Raw genomic sequence first — 15,037 nt, 5'->3', positions numbered from 1 at the left:
CTGACGCAGCAGCCCAGCCGCTGCGTCAGCCGTGTTCCTTCATCTTGCCATGGGCTGCCAGCGCGCGGGCACGGGCCTGGGCGTGATCGATGATCTTGCCCGGATATCCGCCAGGGCGGCGCTGTGGATCATGAATCTCGGCATCATCCAGTTCGGCCAGTTCGGGCACCCATTGGCGAATATAGGCCGCCGCATCGAACTTGGCCGATTGCGTCAGCGGCGCCATGATCCGCACGAACATGTTGGCATCCAGCCCGCTGCCCGCCACCCATTGCCAGTTGGTGGCATTGGCGCCGTAATCGGCATCGACCAGGGTATCCCAGAACCACTGCTCGCCCACGCGCCAGTCGATCAGTAGGTGCTTGATCAGGAAACTGGCCGCGATCATGCGCACGCGGTTGTGCATCCACCCGGTATGCCACAACTGCCGCATGCCCGCATCGACAATGGGATAGCCGGTTCGCCCCTGTTGCCAGGCGGCCAGATCCTTGGGCGCGTGGCGCCATGGCAGGGCATCGAACGCTTCGCGGCCGTTGCGCATGCCATAGTCCGGGCATTGCAGGATCAGATTCTGGGCATAGTCGCGCCAGCCCAGTTCGCTCAGGAACACGTCGACGCTGCCGCCCGCATCGGCCACCGCGTGCCAGGCCGTGGCCGGCGAAATCTCCCCGAAATGAAGGTGCGGCGAAAGCATCGACGTGCCGGGACATGACGGCAGGTTGCGCTGTTGGTCATAGCGCGCGGCACGGCCAACGAAGGTGTCGAGCCGCTCTTGCGCGCCAGCTTCGCCCGGCGTCCAGGTTTCGCGCATGCCACCGGCCCAGTCCGGCTTCGTGGGCAAGAGCTGCCAATCGGCCAGATTGTCGCTCGCTGGCCAGAATGCCGGGGCGGGTAGCTGGCGCGGGGCGGGCTGCGGCGGTGGTGGCGGCAGTTGCTGCAGGCTGGCACGCCAGAACGGCGTATAAATCTTGTAAGGCTGGCCGCTGCCGTTCTGCACGGTGCCGGGCGGCAGCAGGAAATTGCCATGGTGCAGCCGCAAGTCGAACGCCTTGCCCACCGCACGCTCGGCCATGCGCCACCACGGTTCGTAATGATGCAGGGCATGCACCACGCGCGCACCGGTTTCCCGGCGGATCGCGGCGAGCGCCGCATCGCATTTCCCGCGCCGCAGGATCAGGCGTGACCCGATCGCGCGCAGTTGCTGGTCCAGCGCATGCAGGCTGTGGTGCAGCCACCAGCGCGATGCCGCGCCCATGCGGCGATGCTTGGGGCTATCGTCATCCAGCACGTAAACGGGGATCACGGGGCCGCCGGCTGCCGCCGCGGCCACGAAGGCCGCCTGGTCGTGCAGGCGCAAATCGCGGCGCAGCCAGACAATTGTTGGGCTCGTCATGCCCTGCTATGTGGCGGCTATTGACGCACTTGGCCATGGCCAGCACCCTGCCCCTTGGTGCAGGGTGTGCTGTACAGCGTCCCCCGCGCCGCACGCCGTGCGCCGCAACCGGAGAAACCCGCCTTGGCCGATCTGCCTCCCGTTCACCCCGATGTGGTCGTCCGCCCGGATGTTCAGGCCTTCCTCGACTATCTGCGCCAGGCCGCTGCCAGCGGGGTGCCGGCCATGCACGAGATGCCGCTGGACCAGGCCCGCGCCACCTATGTCGCCATGCAGCAGTTGGCCGACCTGCCGCCACGGCCCCTCGCCGTGATCCGGGACCTGGCGTGCCCCGGCCCGGCGGGCGACATTCCGCTGCGCCTGTATGACAGCCGCGAAAGCCGCGAACCTGGCCCGGTGCTGGTGTTCTATCATGGCGGCGGGTTCGTTCTGGGCGGGTTGGACAGCCATCACCACGTGTGCACCGACATTGCCGCACAAGTGGATCTTCCGGTGATCGCGGTCGATTATCGCCTTGCGCCCGAGCATCCCTTTCCCGCCGCGCCCGACGATGCCGAAGCGGCCGCCCGCTGGATTGCCGGCAGCCCCGATGCGCTGGGCCGCACGGTGACCGGCCTTGTCCCGATCGGCGATTCGGCCGGCGGCAACTTGGCGATCGTCGTGACCCAGGCGCTCGTTGCGCAGCCGGCGGCGGCCCCGGTGATCGCGCAAGTGCCGATCTATCCGCTGACCGATGCCGTGGCAGGCCATGCCTCGTTCCACCAGTTTGCCGAAGGCTTCCTGCTGGATGCCAAGGTTATGCAATGGTTTGGCGAAGCCTATGCCGCGCCCGATGGTGCCCCGCGCGCCTTTCCGCTCAACAGCGGGCATGACCAGATGCCCCCCACAGTGCTAGTGACCGCAGGCCTTGATCCGATTCGCGATAGCGGACGGGTCTACGGCGCGGCCCTGGCACGCGCCGGATCGCCCCTGGTGTTCATGGAACGCACGGGAACGATCCACGGCTTTATCCAGGTGCGCAAGGCGATCCCCAGCGCGCAAACCGATCTGGACGCGATCCTGTCGGGCTTGCGCGGTGTACTCGACGCCCTGCGCCCGACTGCTTGAACAAGGACCACCTATCGATGAGTGCGGACCCCTTTGCCGCTCTTCCCTATCGCCCTTGCGTGGGGCTGATGATCGTCAATCCCCAAGGCCGCGTGTTCGTCGGCAAGCGCATCGACAACAAGGAAGGCGATGCCTGGCAAATGCCGCAGGGTGGCATCGACGAGGGCGAGGAACTCGTGCCTGCCGCGATGCGCGAACTGCATGAGGAAACCGGCCTGACCGCCGATCACGTCACCGTGCTGGCGCAAAGTCGCGAGGAACATTTCTACGACCTGCCGCCCGAACTGGTGGGCAAGTTGTGGCATGGCCGCTATCGCGGCCAGCGCCAGTCCTGGCTGCTGCTGCGCTTCAACGGGCAGGACAGCGACGTGGTGCTCGATGCCCACGACCCGGCCGAATTCTGCGAATGGAAATGGGTGGATCCCGAACAGTTGCCCGATCTGATCGTGCCGTTCAAACGCCGCGTCTACCGCCAGGTCGTCGACGAATTCCGCGCACTGATTTGATCGGCGGGGTTGTGCAAGGCTTCGCGCCACCCACAGCCCCCTCCTCTAAAGAGGATGGGGCTTAACCCTTCCACTCCCCCTTCTCTTCAGAGGAGGGGGTTGGGGGTGGTGGAAGCCTTGGACCGACGCCAAAGACCCAACTCCACCCCAAAAACCTCAGTTCGCCTGCACTTCCGGCTTGGGCGTCACCGTCTCGGCTGCCACAACCTGTGGCTTGGGCCCGGCGGCCAGCGCCTTGCTGACCACGGCCGTTTCCGGGCAAGCCTTGCCGCACAGGCCCTCCAGCCTGGCAAGGCTGGCCTTGGCCTTGTCCACCGCGCCCTTTTCGGCCAGCGCGGCGCCTTCGCCGGCAATGGCGGAAAGATTGTTGGGCTCGCGCTCCAGCACGTTGCGATAATAGTGGATCGCCTTGCCCTGCAGGCCGGCCTGGCGCGAAGCATCGCCCAGCGCAACCAGGATGCCGGGGTTGGCCGGGTCGATCGCCAGGGCCGCTTCCAGGCTGTCGGTCGCCGCGTCAACTTCGCCCTTGGCCAAAGACGCACGCCCATCCTGCAACAGCGCCTGTGCACGCGGATCGAGCGGATCGCTGGTGCGGGCCGAACCCATGCTGCCGGTCACGGCCACAAGCAGGGACAGCGCAAGGGCCGCGGGCGTATAGCGCATCAAGAACTCCTTCAGCCGGGACTGCTCACCACGGCGATAGACCACCCTCATGGCCGATGGGTCTATCACAGACGCACCAGCCGCGCGAAGAAAAACCCGTCCGTACCGTCATGATACGGAGACAAACGCCAACCGCCACGATGCGAACGGCCCACCGCCATATCCAGCGGTTCGCACCTGAACCCGGGATGAGCCGCCAGGAACGCGGCCAGCCCATCGGCGCCCTCGGTATCGATCAGTGAGCAGGTGATGAAGACCAGCCGCCCCCCAGGCCGCACGAGCCCTGCCGCCACGGCCAGGACATGGGCCTGCATTTGCCCATAGCGTGCGATCGCCGCCGGCGTCAGGCGCCAGCGCGCCTCGGGATTGCGCCGCCAGGTACCCGTGCCCGAACAGGGCGCATCCACCAGCACGGCGTCGGCCTGTCCTTGCCAATCAGCCAGGATCGCATTTTCCTGCCCCGGATTGAGCAGCCGCGTTTCGACCAGGGCCCCGGCCCGCTCGGCACGCGGGGCGAGGCGCTGCAGGCGCGCCCGGTCGATGTCGCAGGCCAGCAGGCGGCCGGTGTTCTGCATCGCCGCGGCCAGTGCCAGGGTCTTGCCGCCGGCCCCGGCGCACAAGTCCACAACGCTCTCACCCGGCTGCGCGTCCAGCGCCTGGCACGCGATCTGGCTGCCGGTGTCCTGCACTTCGAACAGGCCCTGGGCAAATTCCGGCCAGGTTTCCGCCTGCGTCCCCACGGGCAGGCGCAGCCCGTGTGGCGCCGCCGTCGCATCGGCCGCCACCGGCAGGCGCGCGGCCAGGCTTTCGCGGTCGATCTTCAAGGTATTGGCGCGCAGGTCCAGCGGCGCACGACCCAGCAGCGCGCCCTGTTCCGCCGCATCAAGGCCCGACGCGGCCATTTCTGCCGCCAGCCAGCCCGGCATGGCTCCGCCCGTTGCCACCGGCTCTCCGGCGCGGATCGGCGCGGGGCCGTAAGTCGAACCGTCAAACAGCGCGGCCAGGGCGGCATCGCCCTGCGCCAGCGCCAGCACCGCAGCGCGCCCCGATACGGGCACATCGCCACAAGCACGGATTGCCGCCCAGACCAGTTCGCGAATGGCGCGGCGGTCTTTCGATCCCACGAAGCGGCGCTGGCGAAACCATTCGGCCGCCAGCCGGTCGGCCGAAGCCCCCTGCCCGCGCGCGGCCGCGATCACTTCGTCAAGAATGTCGATCGCGGCCTGAACCCGCGCGGCCGGCGTCACCGGGTGGGGTAGTTCGGCGCCTCACGCGTGATCGTCACGTCGTGGACGTGGCTTTCCTTGAGGCCCGCGTTGGTGATGCGCACGAACTTGGCATTCTTGCGCAGATGCTCGATCGTGCCGCTGCCGGTATAGCCCATGGCCGCCTTGATGCCGCCCACCAGTTGGTGCACCACATCCTTGGCCGGCCCCTTGTAGGGCACCTGGCCTTCGATCCCTTCGGGCACCAGCTTCATCGAATCCTTGATGTCCTGCTGGAAATAGCGATCGGCCGAACCGCGCGCCATGGCACCCACCGAACCCATGCCACGATAGGCCTTGTAGGCGCGGCCCTGGTAAATGAAGGTTTCGCCCGGCGCTTCCTCGGTGCCGGCCAGCATCGAACCGATCATGATCGAGCTTGCCCCGGCGGCAAGCGCCTTGGCCGCATCGCCCGACGTGCGCAAGCCGCCATCGCCGATAACCGGCACGCCGGACTTTTCCGCTTCAGCCGCGCATTCCATGATGGCGGTCAACTGCGGCACGCCCACGCCCGCCACGATGCGGGTGGTGCAGATCGAGCCGGGCCCGATGCCCACCTTGATGCCGTCAGCCCCGGCATCGATCAGCGCGCGGGTCGCTTCGGCGGTGGCCACGTTGCCGGCAATCACCTGCACGTCGTTGGACAGCTTCTTCACCGCTTCCACGGCGCGCGCCACGTCGCGGTTGTGGCCATGGGCGGTGTCGATGATGATCACATCGCATTCCGCATCGACCAGGGCATGGGTGCGGGCCAAGCCCTTTTCCCCCACGGTGGTGGCCGCCGCCACGCGCAGGCGCCCGGCGGCATCCTTGGTGGCGTTGGGATAGGTGACGGACTTCTCGATATCCTTCACCGTGATCAGCCCGATGCAGTGATAGGCATCGTCCACGACCAGCAGCTTTTCGATGCGGCGCTGGTGCAGCAGGCGGCGCGCTTCGTCCCCGCTCGTGCCCAGCTTTACCGTGGCGAGGTTTTCGTGCGTCATCAACTCGCGCACCGGCTGGGCCAGGTTAGCGGCAAAGCGCACGTCGCGGTTGGTCAGGATGCCCACCAGCTTGCCACCGGCTTCCACCACGGGAATGCCGCTGATGCGGTGCATGCTCATCAGCGCCTGGGCATCGCCCAGCGTGGCGTCGGGCCCGATGGTGATCGGGTTGACGACCATGCCGCTTTCATAGCGCTTGACCGCGCGCACCGCGGCGGCCTGCTCCTCGACCGACAGGTTGCGGTGCAGCACGCCGATGCCGCCAAGCTGGGCCATGACGATGGCCATGTCGGCCTCGGTCACGGTGTCCATCGCCGACGAGAGTACGGGAATGTTCAGCGCGATCGCCTTGGTCAGGCGGGTGCGGGTATCGGCTTGCGAGGGCAGGATGTCTGACTCGGCCGGACGCAGCAGAACGTCGTCAAAGGTAAGGCCGAGAGGGATATCCATGTTAGCTGCCACTTCCTGTCCGGGTAGAATCGTGGCGGCCCATGTAATCAAGCCGGGAACAATTGGCTAGGGGGTTCGCCGGCTATTTGTCGGGGGGCTGGCGGGCAATGGCAAACCGGCTCCCGCATAGCGTCGCGGGTCGGCAAAATCGCGCACCAGTTCGGTGGTGATCAGCACATCGTCGGCCATGCCGGCATAATTTACCTGGTCGGGCGTGTCGGCCGGGGTGTGATAGGCGCCGGCCATGAACCGCCCCAGCCGCGCCTCGTCGGCATAGCTGGTGCTGACCATGATCGCCGGCACGTCATGCTGCATCAGCACCCAGCTGTCCTGCCGCCGCACATAGGCATTGGCCGCCTGGCCATCGACCAGCTTGCGCTTCATCCGCGCCAGAACGCGGCCCACTTCCTCGTCCAGCGGCGTCATCCCCCGCCCGACGATCGCCACCGGTCCACCCGGCGGCACCAGGCCAGTGCTGTCCACGTTGAACGCCGCCACGATGCGGCCCAGCGGCAAGGGCGGATTTTCGGCAAAGGCGAGCGCGCCCAGCAATCCCATTTCCTCGCCCGTGGTGGCCAGGACATAGATGTCGCGCTCGGGCATATCACGACCTTGGGGGCGCAGCGGGCCGCCAGCCATCACCTGGCGCGCCACTTCGGTGATCACGGCAACGCCGCTGGCATTATCCACCGCGCCGGGGCAGATCGCGCCATTGTCGGCACAAACCCCGAAATGGTCCCAGTGCGCCACCAGCAGCACCGCGCCCGCCTCGGGATCACGACCCGGAATGCGCCCCACCAGGTTGTGGGTCCGCACCCGCGTTTCCTTGCTCGTCGCCTCCAGCGTGGCCGTGGCACCGATCAGGCGCGGGGTAAAATCGGGCTGGTCGGCCTCTGCCTGTGCGGCGGCCAGGGCCTGGCCCGCCGCAGCGGGCGTGCCGCCGAGCAGGCGATCGGCCATGTCGGGCGTGACGAACGCCTCGATCTCGTTGTCCAGCCGCTCGCCCGCCAGCGCCGTCCCCGCCTTGCGGCGGCGCATCGCCACGTCATCCAGGCTGCGCGCGCCATCCAGCACCGTGATCACGGCCATCGCGCCACCATCGAGCAACCGGCCAACCGCTTCATGGCCATCGGCGGCGCCATCGCCGCCGTCCCTGCCACGCAAGGCGCGCGTCGGCCGGCTCTTGCTGTCGAGCAGCAGGGCAACCCGGCCGGCCAGCTCGGTGCGCGAGGGCACCGTGCCATGTCCCACGAACAGCACCGGCGCGCTTTCCACCAGGTTGCGCACCCCCGACGTCACCACGAAGACGTCGCGCTCGTCGGCGAGCAAGTGCCGCCGCCCGCGCGTGAACGTGGCGCGCGACAGCACCGGCTCGCGCGCCACCAGTTCCACCGGGGCAAACCACGGATTACCCGGCAGATTGGTGCCTGATTCCAGGCCCATCTCGAACCATTGCCGCGCCAGGTAGCGCAGCGTCTGCGTCTCCCCGTCGGTACCGGGCCGGCGCCCGCCGAACGCCGGGCTGGCCAATGTTTCGACATGGCCGCGCAGGCGCTGTTCCAACGAGGGGGCCACGGCCGCCGGGGCAGCAGACAGGCACAAGGGCACTGCCAGCAGCGGTGCTGCCAGCAAGACCAGGGCCAGTGCCCGCAACACCCATGCGCCACGACTCATCGACAACCTCAAACGCTTGAGCGCAGTCCTCTTGCTGACAAAACCCACCAACGCGCGCAAGTTCCGAAACTGTAAAGCACGGTGAACCGATGTGGCGCGGTTTTTCGTGCATCGCCATACGGAACATTGTGCCACGCCAGCGCTTGCCATTTCGGCTATACGCTCACGCAAGCACAGCAACGGAAACAGGCACGCCATGCGGCTCGACGATTACGACAACAATATCGATGTGGAAGACCAGCGCGGCCAGGGCGGCGGCTTTTCCCTGGGCGGCGGCGGCGGTGGCGGTTTCCCGCTCGGCCTGATCTTCAGCCTGATCGGCTCGCGTTTCGGCATCCTGGGTATCCTGCTGGTCGTCGGTGCCTCGTTCCTGTTCGGCGGCCTGCCGCGCCAGTTGGCAGGTCCAGTGGGCGAAACCCCATCGCAACAGGTTGGCCGGCCCGGCGGCGAAACGCTGGCCCAGGCCTGCGATGTCAACGCGTTCAGCCATGAAAGCTGCAACGCCCTGTCCTCGCTCAACAAGACATGGAAGCCACTGCTGGCAACCGAAAACGTCGCGTTCCGCGCACCCAAGCTGGTGTTCTATTCCAGCCAGGGCTCGTCGGGCTGCGGCGCGGCGCAAAGCGCGATGGGCCCGTTCTATTGCCCCAGCGACCAAGGCATCTACATCGACACCGATTTCTATACCGAGCTGGACAAGAAACTGGGCGCGGGCGGCGATTTCGCCCGCGTCTATGTCATGGCGCACGAATATGGCCACCACATCCAGAACCTGGTCGGCACTTCTGCCAAGGTCACGCGCGCGCAGCGGGCCAATCCCGACGCCGCCAATCCCCTGTCGGTGCGGCTTGAGCTTCAGGCCGATTGCTATGCCGGGGTCTGGGCCGCGCAGAATCGCGCGCGGATCGAACCGGGCGACGTGGAGGAAGGCCTGCGTGCCGCGCACCAGATCGGCGACGACACATTGATGAAGGCCGCCGGCCGCACGCCGGTGGAAGCAGCGTTCACCCACGGCACCGCCGCGCAGCGCATGACCTGGCTGCGCAAGGGCCTGGACAGCGGCAACCCGGCGGCGTGCAACACCTTCACCGATGGCGCGGTGTAAGGCGGTCGCAACGCCTTGTCAGGAACCTTGCCCGGCTTGCCGCGTAATGCGGGGAAACCGGGGAGTTTTACCAATCATGTTCGCACACCGCCTTGCCACCCGCGCCGCCCTGTTCGGCGCGCTGGCCCCGCTCGCCCTCGCCGGGCTCAACGCCCAGGCCCAGACCGCTGTCGCCCCCAAGGATGCCAAGGTCGGCGATGTCGTCGCCACGCCGCTCGAAACCGTCAATCTCAAGAAGGAAGACATCCCGCCGATCCTGCTCAAGGCGCGGCAATCGCCCTATACGCTGGTCGGCCTCAAGGGCTGCTCTGCGATCTCGGGCGAAATCCGCCGGCTTGATGCCGTGCTGGGCGACGATATCGACATCGCCGACTATACCAAGGGCGGCATGATGGTGGGCAACACCGCCAAGTCGATCGTCGGCTCACTGATCCCGTTCGGCGGCATCATCCGCGAAATCTCCGGCGCCAACGAAGCGCAGCGGCAGTGGCAGGTGGCGCTGTTCGCCGGCACCGCGCGTCGCTCGTTCCTCAAGGGCGTGGGCCAGTCGCGCGGCTGCCCCTATCCGGCGCGTGCTGCCACCGCCAAGGACGCCAAGGCCATCGCCGCCACCCGTGCGCGCGAAGCGGCCGCCGCCGAGGCTGCCAAGCAAAAGGAAAAGCAGGACAAGCGCAACCGCTGATGCCTGTTCCCCCGGCTCTGCCGCTGGCAGCGCCGGGGGTTTTGCTCAGACGAAGATGATGTCGGAAAGATGCAAGTCGGGCGCGTGATTGAGCGTGGCGATACGGATCGCCTTGCCACTGCCGCTGCCATCGGCGTCGTACCATAGGTTGCCAGTCGCCTGGTCATAGACCAGGCTCTGCACCGGGTTGGCCGCCCGCGTGCCATAGCCGAATTCCACCGCCGGCACAGCGCCGGCATGGGCGCCGGGAAATCCGTCGTCGAACGCGCCCAGGACAAGAGCGATCTTGTCCACGCCCGTGGTGAAATCGGTGATCGCCATGCGACTCGCCGCTTCGGGCCGCAGATCGAACAGAAACGTGTCGCTGCCCGCCCCGCCGGTGACGACGTCCACCCCGCCGCCACCGCTCAGCACGTTGTTGCCGCTGTTGCCGACGATCACATTGTTGGCCGAGTTGCCTGTGCCCTTCAGGTTGCCCGCGCCTTCCACCAGCGTCAGCCGCTCCACCCCATCGGTCAGCGCGTAGCTGACCCGGGCATAGACCTTGTCGATGCCGGCATCGCCGGTATTCTCAAGAACCCGATCATTCGGGCTATCGACGTAATACGTATCGCTACCAGTGCCCCCGGTCATGGTATCCCCAGCGGCCCCGCCATCGAGCAGATCATCGCCATCGCCGCCCAGCAACACGTCCTTGCCGGCGCCACCATAGAGCTTGTCGTTGCCCGCGCCGCCTTCCAGGCGATCCGCGCCGGCGCCACCATCGAGCACGTCGTGGCCGCCGCCACCCAGCAAGGTGTCGTTACCTTCCGCGCCCTTGATAGTGTCGTCGCCCCCCGCGCCTTCAAGGCGGTTGTCCGCCTTGCTGCCATAGATCGTGTCGTTGAAATCGGATCCGATCGCGTTTTCGATTTCCTTGAGCACCACTGTGCCAGCGGAAATCGTATCGATCGGCTTCGTCGTTGCCACCGTGACATAGACGCCGCCTACCGCATCGGCAAAACTCACCGTATCGATCCCGTCGCCGCCGACGATCGTGTCGTTGCCGCCGTGGCCCAGGAACAAGTCGTCCTTGTCGGTTCCGGTCAACTTGTCGGCACCACTGGTGCCTTCGAATGTCTGGCCTGCATTGGCATAAAACTCTTGGCTATGCAGCTTGGAATTCGCGTCCTGCCACAACACCTTGAAGCCACCATCAGGTGTACCGATCACCTGGGCGTTCATCTGGTCGCCGGCGGTCGTGGTGTTGACGATTTGCTCGGCGCTGGTGTCAGCCCCACTTGCATCGAACGCGCGAACTGAAATCTCGCTATAACCGTCGGTACCAACGCTGGCATTCTTGCTTGCCCAGACAATGGCGAACCCGCCATCAGCCAGTCCGGCCACGTCTGTCGACCCAACAAAGCGCGGACCATCCTGACTAATGATAATGTCCTGAGTTGCGGCCAGGCCCTTGGCATCGAACACTTGCGCGTGAAGCGTTCCCAAACCCGCATAACCGTTGCTCGATTTGTTCTCCGACCAGGTGACCACAAAGCCGCCATCGGCCAGCGCCGCCACCTGCAATTCCGAGGGGTTTAGCGAGTAATCAAGCGGCAGAATTGTGGGTGTCACTACTGCAACGCCGTCCAGACCCCGAATGGAAATCGTGAAGCCATGCTGGCCAGACCGCACGCCGTTGTCCCAAGCGGTTGTCAGTAATGAGCCGTCAGCCAACTCCGTCAGAGTAGGTGGCATGTCGCGACCGGAATAGGACGCGAATACCTCTGCGCCGACGCTGCCAGTGGCTAAATCAATGATGTGGAACGTGGCCCTCGTATCTCCTGAACTGAAAACGACGTTGTCGACGACAGCGATCTTGCCGGCATTCGCGCCAGTCAGCGATACGACTGATACTTCCGAAAGGCTGATAGAGCTGAACCGAGGCGAAATTGTATAAGTCCCCGTGCTCACGCCATTCGATGCGTTGGTGTCAGCGATATTGAGAACAATGCTGTCGCCATTGCTCGATGGCTCCGCAACCGTAATGAGATTGCCGTCGGCGAGGCCAAAGACTTTGGAGGCATGCAACGTGATCGCGGTGCCCTCTGCAGCCCCGCAGCCATCAAAGATCGTATAGGTATAATTGCCGGAATTGGGGTTGGTGCGATCTTCGCTCTGAACCAGCACGTCGCCATCGGCAAGCAAGCTGCCAAAGGCATGGTATTGCTGCTGCGCTGACAGCTGAAGCGTCACTTCCGAGCCATTGCGATAAAACGTCATTGAAATCCCCGTTCGTCCTGGCTCGCGCCGACGAAGGGTTGATATTGTATCGCTATGTTACAGTCGAGTGGCCTGCACCAAAATGGACGACAAAAAAGCCGGGGTGTCGCCACCCCGGCTTTTCCGTAAATAACGCTGAGCGAACGGATCAGTACACGCGCGCCTTCGGCTTGATGTACGAAACGTCGTCGGTCAGCGTGTATTCGTGCACCGGGCGGTAATCGAGCTTGATGTCGCCGCTCTTGCCGCCCCAGCCTTCAAACCAGCCCACGGTGTGCTTCATCCAGTTGGCGTCGTCGCGGTTGGGGAAGTCTTCGTGCGCATGGGCGCCGCGGCTCTCCTTGCGGTTGTATGCCGAATGCATCGTGACCGAAGCCTGGCTGATCAGGTTGTCGAGTTCCAGCGTTTCCACCAGGTCCGAATTCCAGATCAGCGAGCGGTCCGAAACGCCGATGTCCTGCATCGAGGCATAGATCTCGCCCAGCTTCTGCTTGCCTTCGGCCATCAACTCGTCGGTGCGGAACACCGCCGCGTGCTGGCTCATCGCGCGCTGCATCTCGGTGCGGATCTTGGCCGTGGGCGAACCGCCCTTGGCGTTGCGGAAGTGGTCCAGGCGGGACAGTGCCAGGTCGGCGCTGTCCTTGGGCAGCGACTGGTGCGCCGTGCCCGGCTTGATCAGTTCCTTGAGGCGCAGGCCCGTGGCGCGGCCAAACACGACAAGGTCGATCAGCGAGTTGGAGCCCAGGCGGTTGGCACCGTGCACCGAAACGCAGGCCGCTTCGCCCACGGCGAACAAGCCCGGCACCACGGTTTCGGGATTGCCATCGGCGCCGATGGTCATCACTTCGCCGTGATAGTTCGTCGGGATGCCGCCCATGTTGTAGTGCACGGTCGGCACCACTGGAAGCGGCTGGCGCGTCAGGTCCACGCCGGCAAAGATCTTGCCGCTTTCGGTGATCCCAGGCAGACGCTCGGCCAGCACCTTGGCATCGATGTGATCGAGGTGCAGGTAGATGTGGTCCTTGTGCGGACCCACACCGCGCCCTTCGCGGATTTCCAGCGCCATCGAGCGCGACACCACGTCGCGGCTGGCCAGGTCCTTGGCCGACGGAGCATAGCGTTCCATGAAACGCTCGCCTTCGGAGTTGGTGAGATAGCCACCTTCCCCGCGCGCGCCTTCGGTGATCAGCACGCCCGCGCCATAGATGCCGGTGGGGTGGAACTGCACGAATTCCATGTCCTGCAGCGGCAGGCCGGCGCGCAGCACCATGCCGCCACCGTCGCCGGTGCAGGTATGGGCCGACGTGGCGGTGAAATAGCAACGGCCATAGCCGCCGGTCGCCAGCACCACGGCATGGCCACGGAAGCGGTGGATCGAACCGTCGTCCATGCACAGCGCGATCACGCCACGGCATTCGCCGTTTTCCATGATCAGGTCGATGGCGAAGTATTCGATGAAGAAGTCGGCATCATACTTCAGGCTCTGCTGATAGAGCGCGTGAAGCATGGCGTGGCCGGTGCGGTCGGCCGCGGCGCAAGTGCGCTGCACCGGCGGGCCTTCGCCCATGTTCTGCATGTGGCCGCCGAACGGACGCTGATAGATCGTGCCATCGGCGTTGCGGCTGAACGGCACGCCGGCGTGCTCGAGTTCATAGACCGCCGCCGGGGCTTCGCGCACCATGTATTCGATGGCGTCCTGGTCGCCCAGCCAGTCAGACCCCTTGACGGTGTCATACATGTGCCAGGTCCAGTGATCGGGCGTGTTGTTCTGCAACGAAGCGGCAATCCCGCCCTGCGCCGCAACGGTGTGCGAGCGCGTGGGGAACACCTTGGTGATGCAGGCGGTGCGCAGGCCGGCCTGGGCCGAGCCCATCGTGGCGCGCAGGCCCGAACCGCCCGCGCCGACAACGACGGTGTCATAGGTATGATCGATGATCTTGTAGGCAGCAGACATGGCTTACGCGGCCCCCAATGCAATGCGGATGATCGAGACGATGCCGAACACGGCAGCGGCGGCAGGCACGAAGTTGATCAGCAGCCAGGAAGCCACCTTGCCGCCTTCTTCGTGGATATAGTCTTCCAGCATGACCTGCACGCCCAGGCGCGCGTGGTACAGCGTGTTGACCACCAGCAGCACCAGCATCGTGGCGCTGAGCGGCTTGGCCGCCCAGCCATGCAGCGTGACGAAATCGTGCGCGGGAAGCAGTGCCAGGCTCACGCCCAGGAAGGGGATGAGGATCAGGTTGCCCACGGCCGTCAGCCGCTGGGCCAGCCAGTGATGCGTGCCGGCGTGGCTGGAACCCAGCCCCCGCACGCGTCCGATCGAAGTTCCGTTACCCATGGTACCTCCGAAAATCAGGTAAGGGCGTGCCGGCGCTCAGCGCAGCAGCACGAAGCCCCAGAACAGAGCCGTAAGACCGACAGACGCGATCAACGTGAAGACCGACCAACGGGCATTGACCGAAAGTTCGTAGCCAACGCCGATGTCGAGCACGAGGTGGCGGATGCCGGTGGCAGCATGCTGGAAGAACGCCCAGGACAGGCCCACCAGCACGATCTTGCCCAGGATCGCGGTCACGGCGGAAAGGCCGCCGCTGGCGCCGGTCCACACGTAGGTGATGAATGTTTCATAGGCTTCCGGGCCGCTGGCAATCGAACCCAGCCACCACAGCAGCAGCGTAAGGCCCACGAAGGCCAGGCCGTTGCCGGTAACGCGGTGGAGGATGGAGACCAGCATGGCCGGACCCCAGCGCCAGATCTGGAGGTGCGGCGAAAGTGGCCGGTTGCTGCGCGCCAGCGCCATGGAACTTCCCCTTCTTATCGCAAAGGCGACCGGGATGAGGTTTCCGGTCAGGACGAGTCGCTATTAGTCGAAAAGCCCCGGGGTGCAAGCCGGCGAAAGGGTGAAGCCGAATTCGTATGTTGTCATGCGGCAGGATCGCGC

13 protein-coding genes are annotated in these 15,037 nt (G+C 65.6%); 4 read left to right on the top strand and 9 right to left on the bottom strand.

From position 1 onward, the window contains the following. Positions 1–25: 25 nt before the first annotated feature. Positions 26–1,393, bottom strand: a complete 1,368-nt coding sequence (locus FHT19_RS06730) for a deoxyribodipyrimidine photo-lyase (RefSeq protein WP_169474370.1) — start codon at positions 1,391–1,393, stop codon at positions 26–28. Positions 1,394–1,516: 123 nt separating this feature from the next. On the opposite strand from FHT19_RS06730, the gene FHT19_RS06725 reads away from it, so the two are divergent. Together FHT19_RS06725 and FHT19_RS06720 are read left to right on the top strand one after the other, a co-directional pair. Continuing rightward, entirely contained in the window at positions 1,517–2,500 is a 984-nt protein-coding gene (locus tag FHT19_RS06725; RefSeq protein ID WP_248290294.1) for an alpha/beta hydrolase, read from the top strand. A gap of 17 nt (positions 2,501–2,517) precedes the next feature. Beyond that, positions 2,518–3,006 carry an RNA pyrophosphohydrolase gene (locus FHT19_RS06720; protein WP_168554815.1) on the top strand — a complete coding sequence of 163 codons (489 nt, stop codon included), beginning with the start codon at positions 2,518–2,520 and terminating at the stop codon, positions 3,004–3,006. Between the two features lie 156 nt (positions 3,007–3,162). Here FHT19_RS06720 and FHT19_RS06715 read toward each other — a convergent pair whose 3' ends face one another. The 4 genes from FHT19_RS06715 to FHT19_RS06700 all read right to left on the bottom strand — a co-directional run bounded on the left by FHT19_RS06715 (position 3,163) and on the right by FHT19_RS06700 (position 8,044). Next, positions 3,163–3,669: a hypothetical protein gene (locus FHT19_RS06715; protein ID WP_248290293.1), complete on the bottom strand. Its 507-nt coding sequence runs from the start codon at positions 3,667–3,669 to the stop codon at positions 3,163–3,165. A gap of 65 nt (positions 3,670–3,734) precedes the next feature. After that, entirely contained in the window at positions 3,735–4,916 is a 1,182-nt protein-coding gene (locus FHT19_RS06710; protein ID WP_169474368.1) for an RsmB/NOP family class I SAM-dependent RNA methyltransferase, read from the bottom strand. Further along, complete coding sequence (gene guaB / locus FHT19_RS06705; protein ID WP_168554812.1) at positions 4,913–6,370, bottom strand: IMP dehydrogenase; 1,458 nt, start codon at positions 6,368–6,370, stop codon at positions 4,913–4,915. The genes FHT19_RS06710 and guaB overlap by 4 nt, the downstream gene beginning before the upstream one ends. Before the next feature lie 66 nt (positions 6,371–6,436). Next, on the bottom strand, positions 6,437–8,044 hold the full coding sequence (locus FHT19_RS06700) for a M28 family peptidase (protein WP_169474367.1): 1,608 nt from the start codon (positions 8,042–8,044) through the stop codon (positions 6,437–6,439). A gap of 196 nt (positions 8,045–8,240) precedes the next feature. On the opposite strand from FHT19_RS06700, the gene FHT19_RS06695 reads away from it, so the two are divergent. Both FHT19_RS06695 and FHT19_RS06690 read left to right on the top strand, forming a co-directional pair. Beyond that, positions 8,241–9,149, top strand: coding sequence for a neutral zinc metallopeptidase (locus FHT19_RS06695; RefSeq protein ID WP_168554811.1), 909 nt, complete (start codon positions 8,241–8,243; stop codon positions 9,147–9,149). 76 nt (positions 9,150–9,225) lie between these two features. Beyond that, positions 9,226–9,831, top strand: a complete 606-nt coding sequence (locus tag FHT19_RS06690; protein ID WP_168554810.1) for a hypothetical protein — start codon at positions 9,226–9,228, stop codon at positions 9,829–9,831. Positions 9,832–9,876: 45 nt separating this feature from the next. Here the strand turns inward: FHT19_RS06690 and FHT19_RS06685 are convergent, their stop codons facing one another. From FHT19_RS06685 to sdhC, 4 genes are all read right to left on the bottom strand, one after another. Then, the gene (locus FHT19_RS06685) at positions 9,877–12,093 is read right to left on the bottom strand and encodes a calcium-binding protein (protein WP_169474366.1); all 2,217 of its coding nucleotides are present in this window, start codon (positions 12,091–12,093) and stop codon (positions 9,877–9,879) included. 148 nt (positions 12,094–12,241) lie between these two features. After that, positions 12,242–14,047, bottom strand: a complete 1,806-nt coding sequence (sdhA, locus tag FHT19_RS06680; RefSeq protein ID WP_169474365.1) for a succinate dehydrogenase flavoprotein subunit — start codon at positions 14,045–14,047, stop codon at positions 12,242–12,244. Positions 14,048–14,050: 3 nt separating this feature from the next. Beyond that, entirely contained in the window at positions 14,051–14,434 is a 384-nt protein-coding gene (gene sdhD, locus FHT19_RS06675; RefSeq protein ID WP_168554807.1) for a succinate dehydrogenase, hydrophobic membrane anchor protein, read from the bottom strand. A 36-nt stretch (positions 14,435–14,470) separates the two neighbouring features. Next, the gene (gene sdhC / locus FHT19_RS06670; protein WP_169474364.1) at positions 14,471–14,896 is read right to left on the bottom strand and encodes a succinate dehydrogenase, cytochrome b556 subunit; all 426 of its coding nucleotides are present in this window, start codon (positions 14,894–14,896) and stop codon (positions 14,471–14,473) included. Positions 14,897–15,037: the final 141 nt, after the last annotated feature.

It is taken from the genome of Novosphingobium sp. SG919 (assembly GCF_012932495.1).
In the GTDB taxonomy this organism is placed as follows: domain Bacteria; phylum Pseudomonadota; class Alphaproteobacteria; order Sphingomonadales; family Sphingomonadaceae; genus Novosphingobium; species Novosphingobium rhizosphaerae.
This window is presented reverse-complemented; position numbering and strand designations above follow the sequence as displayed.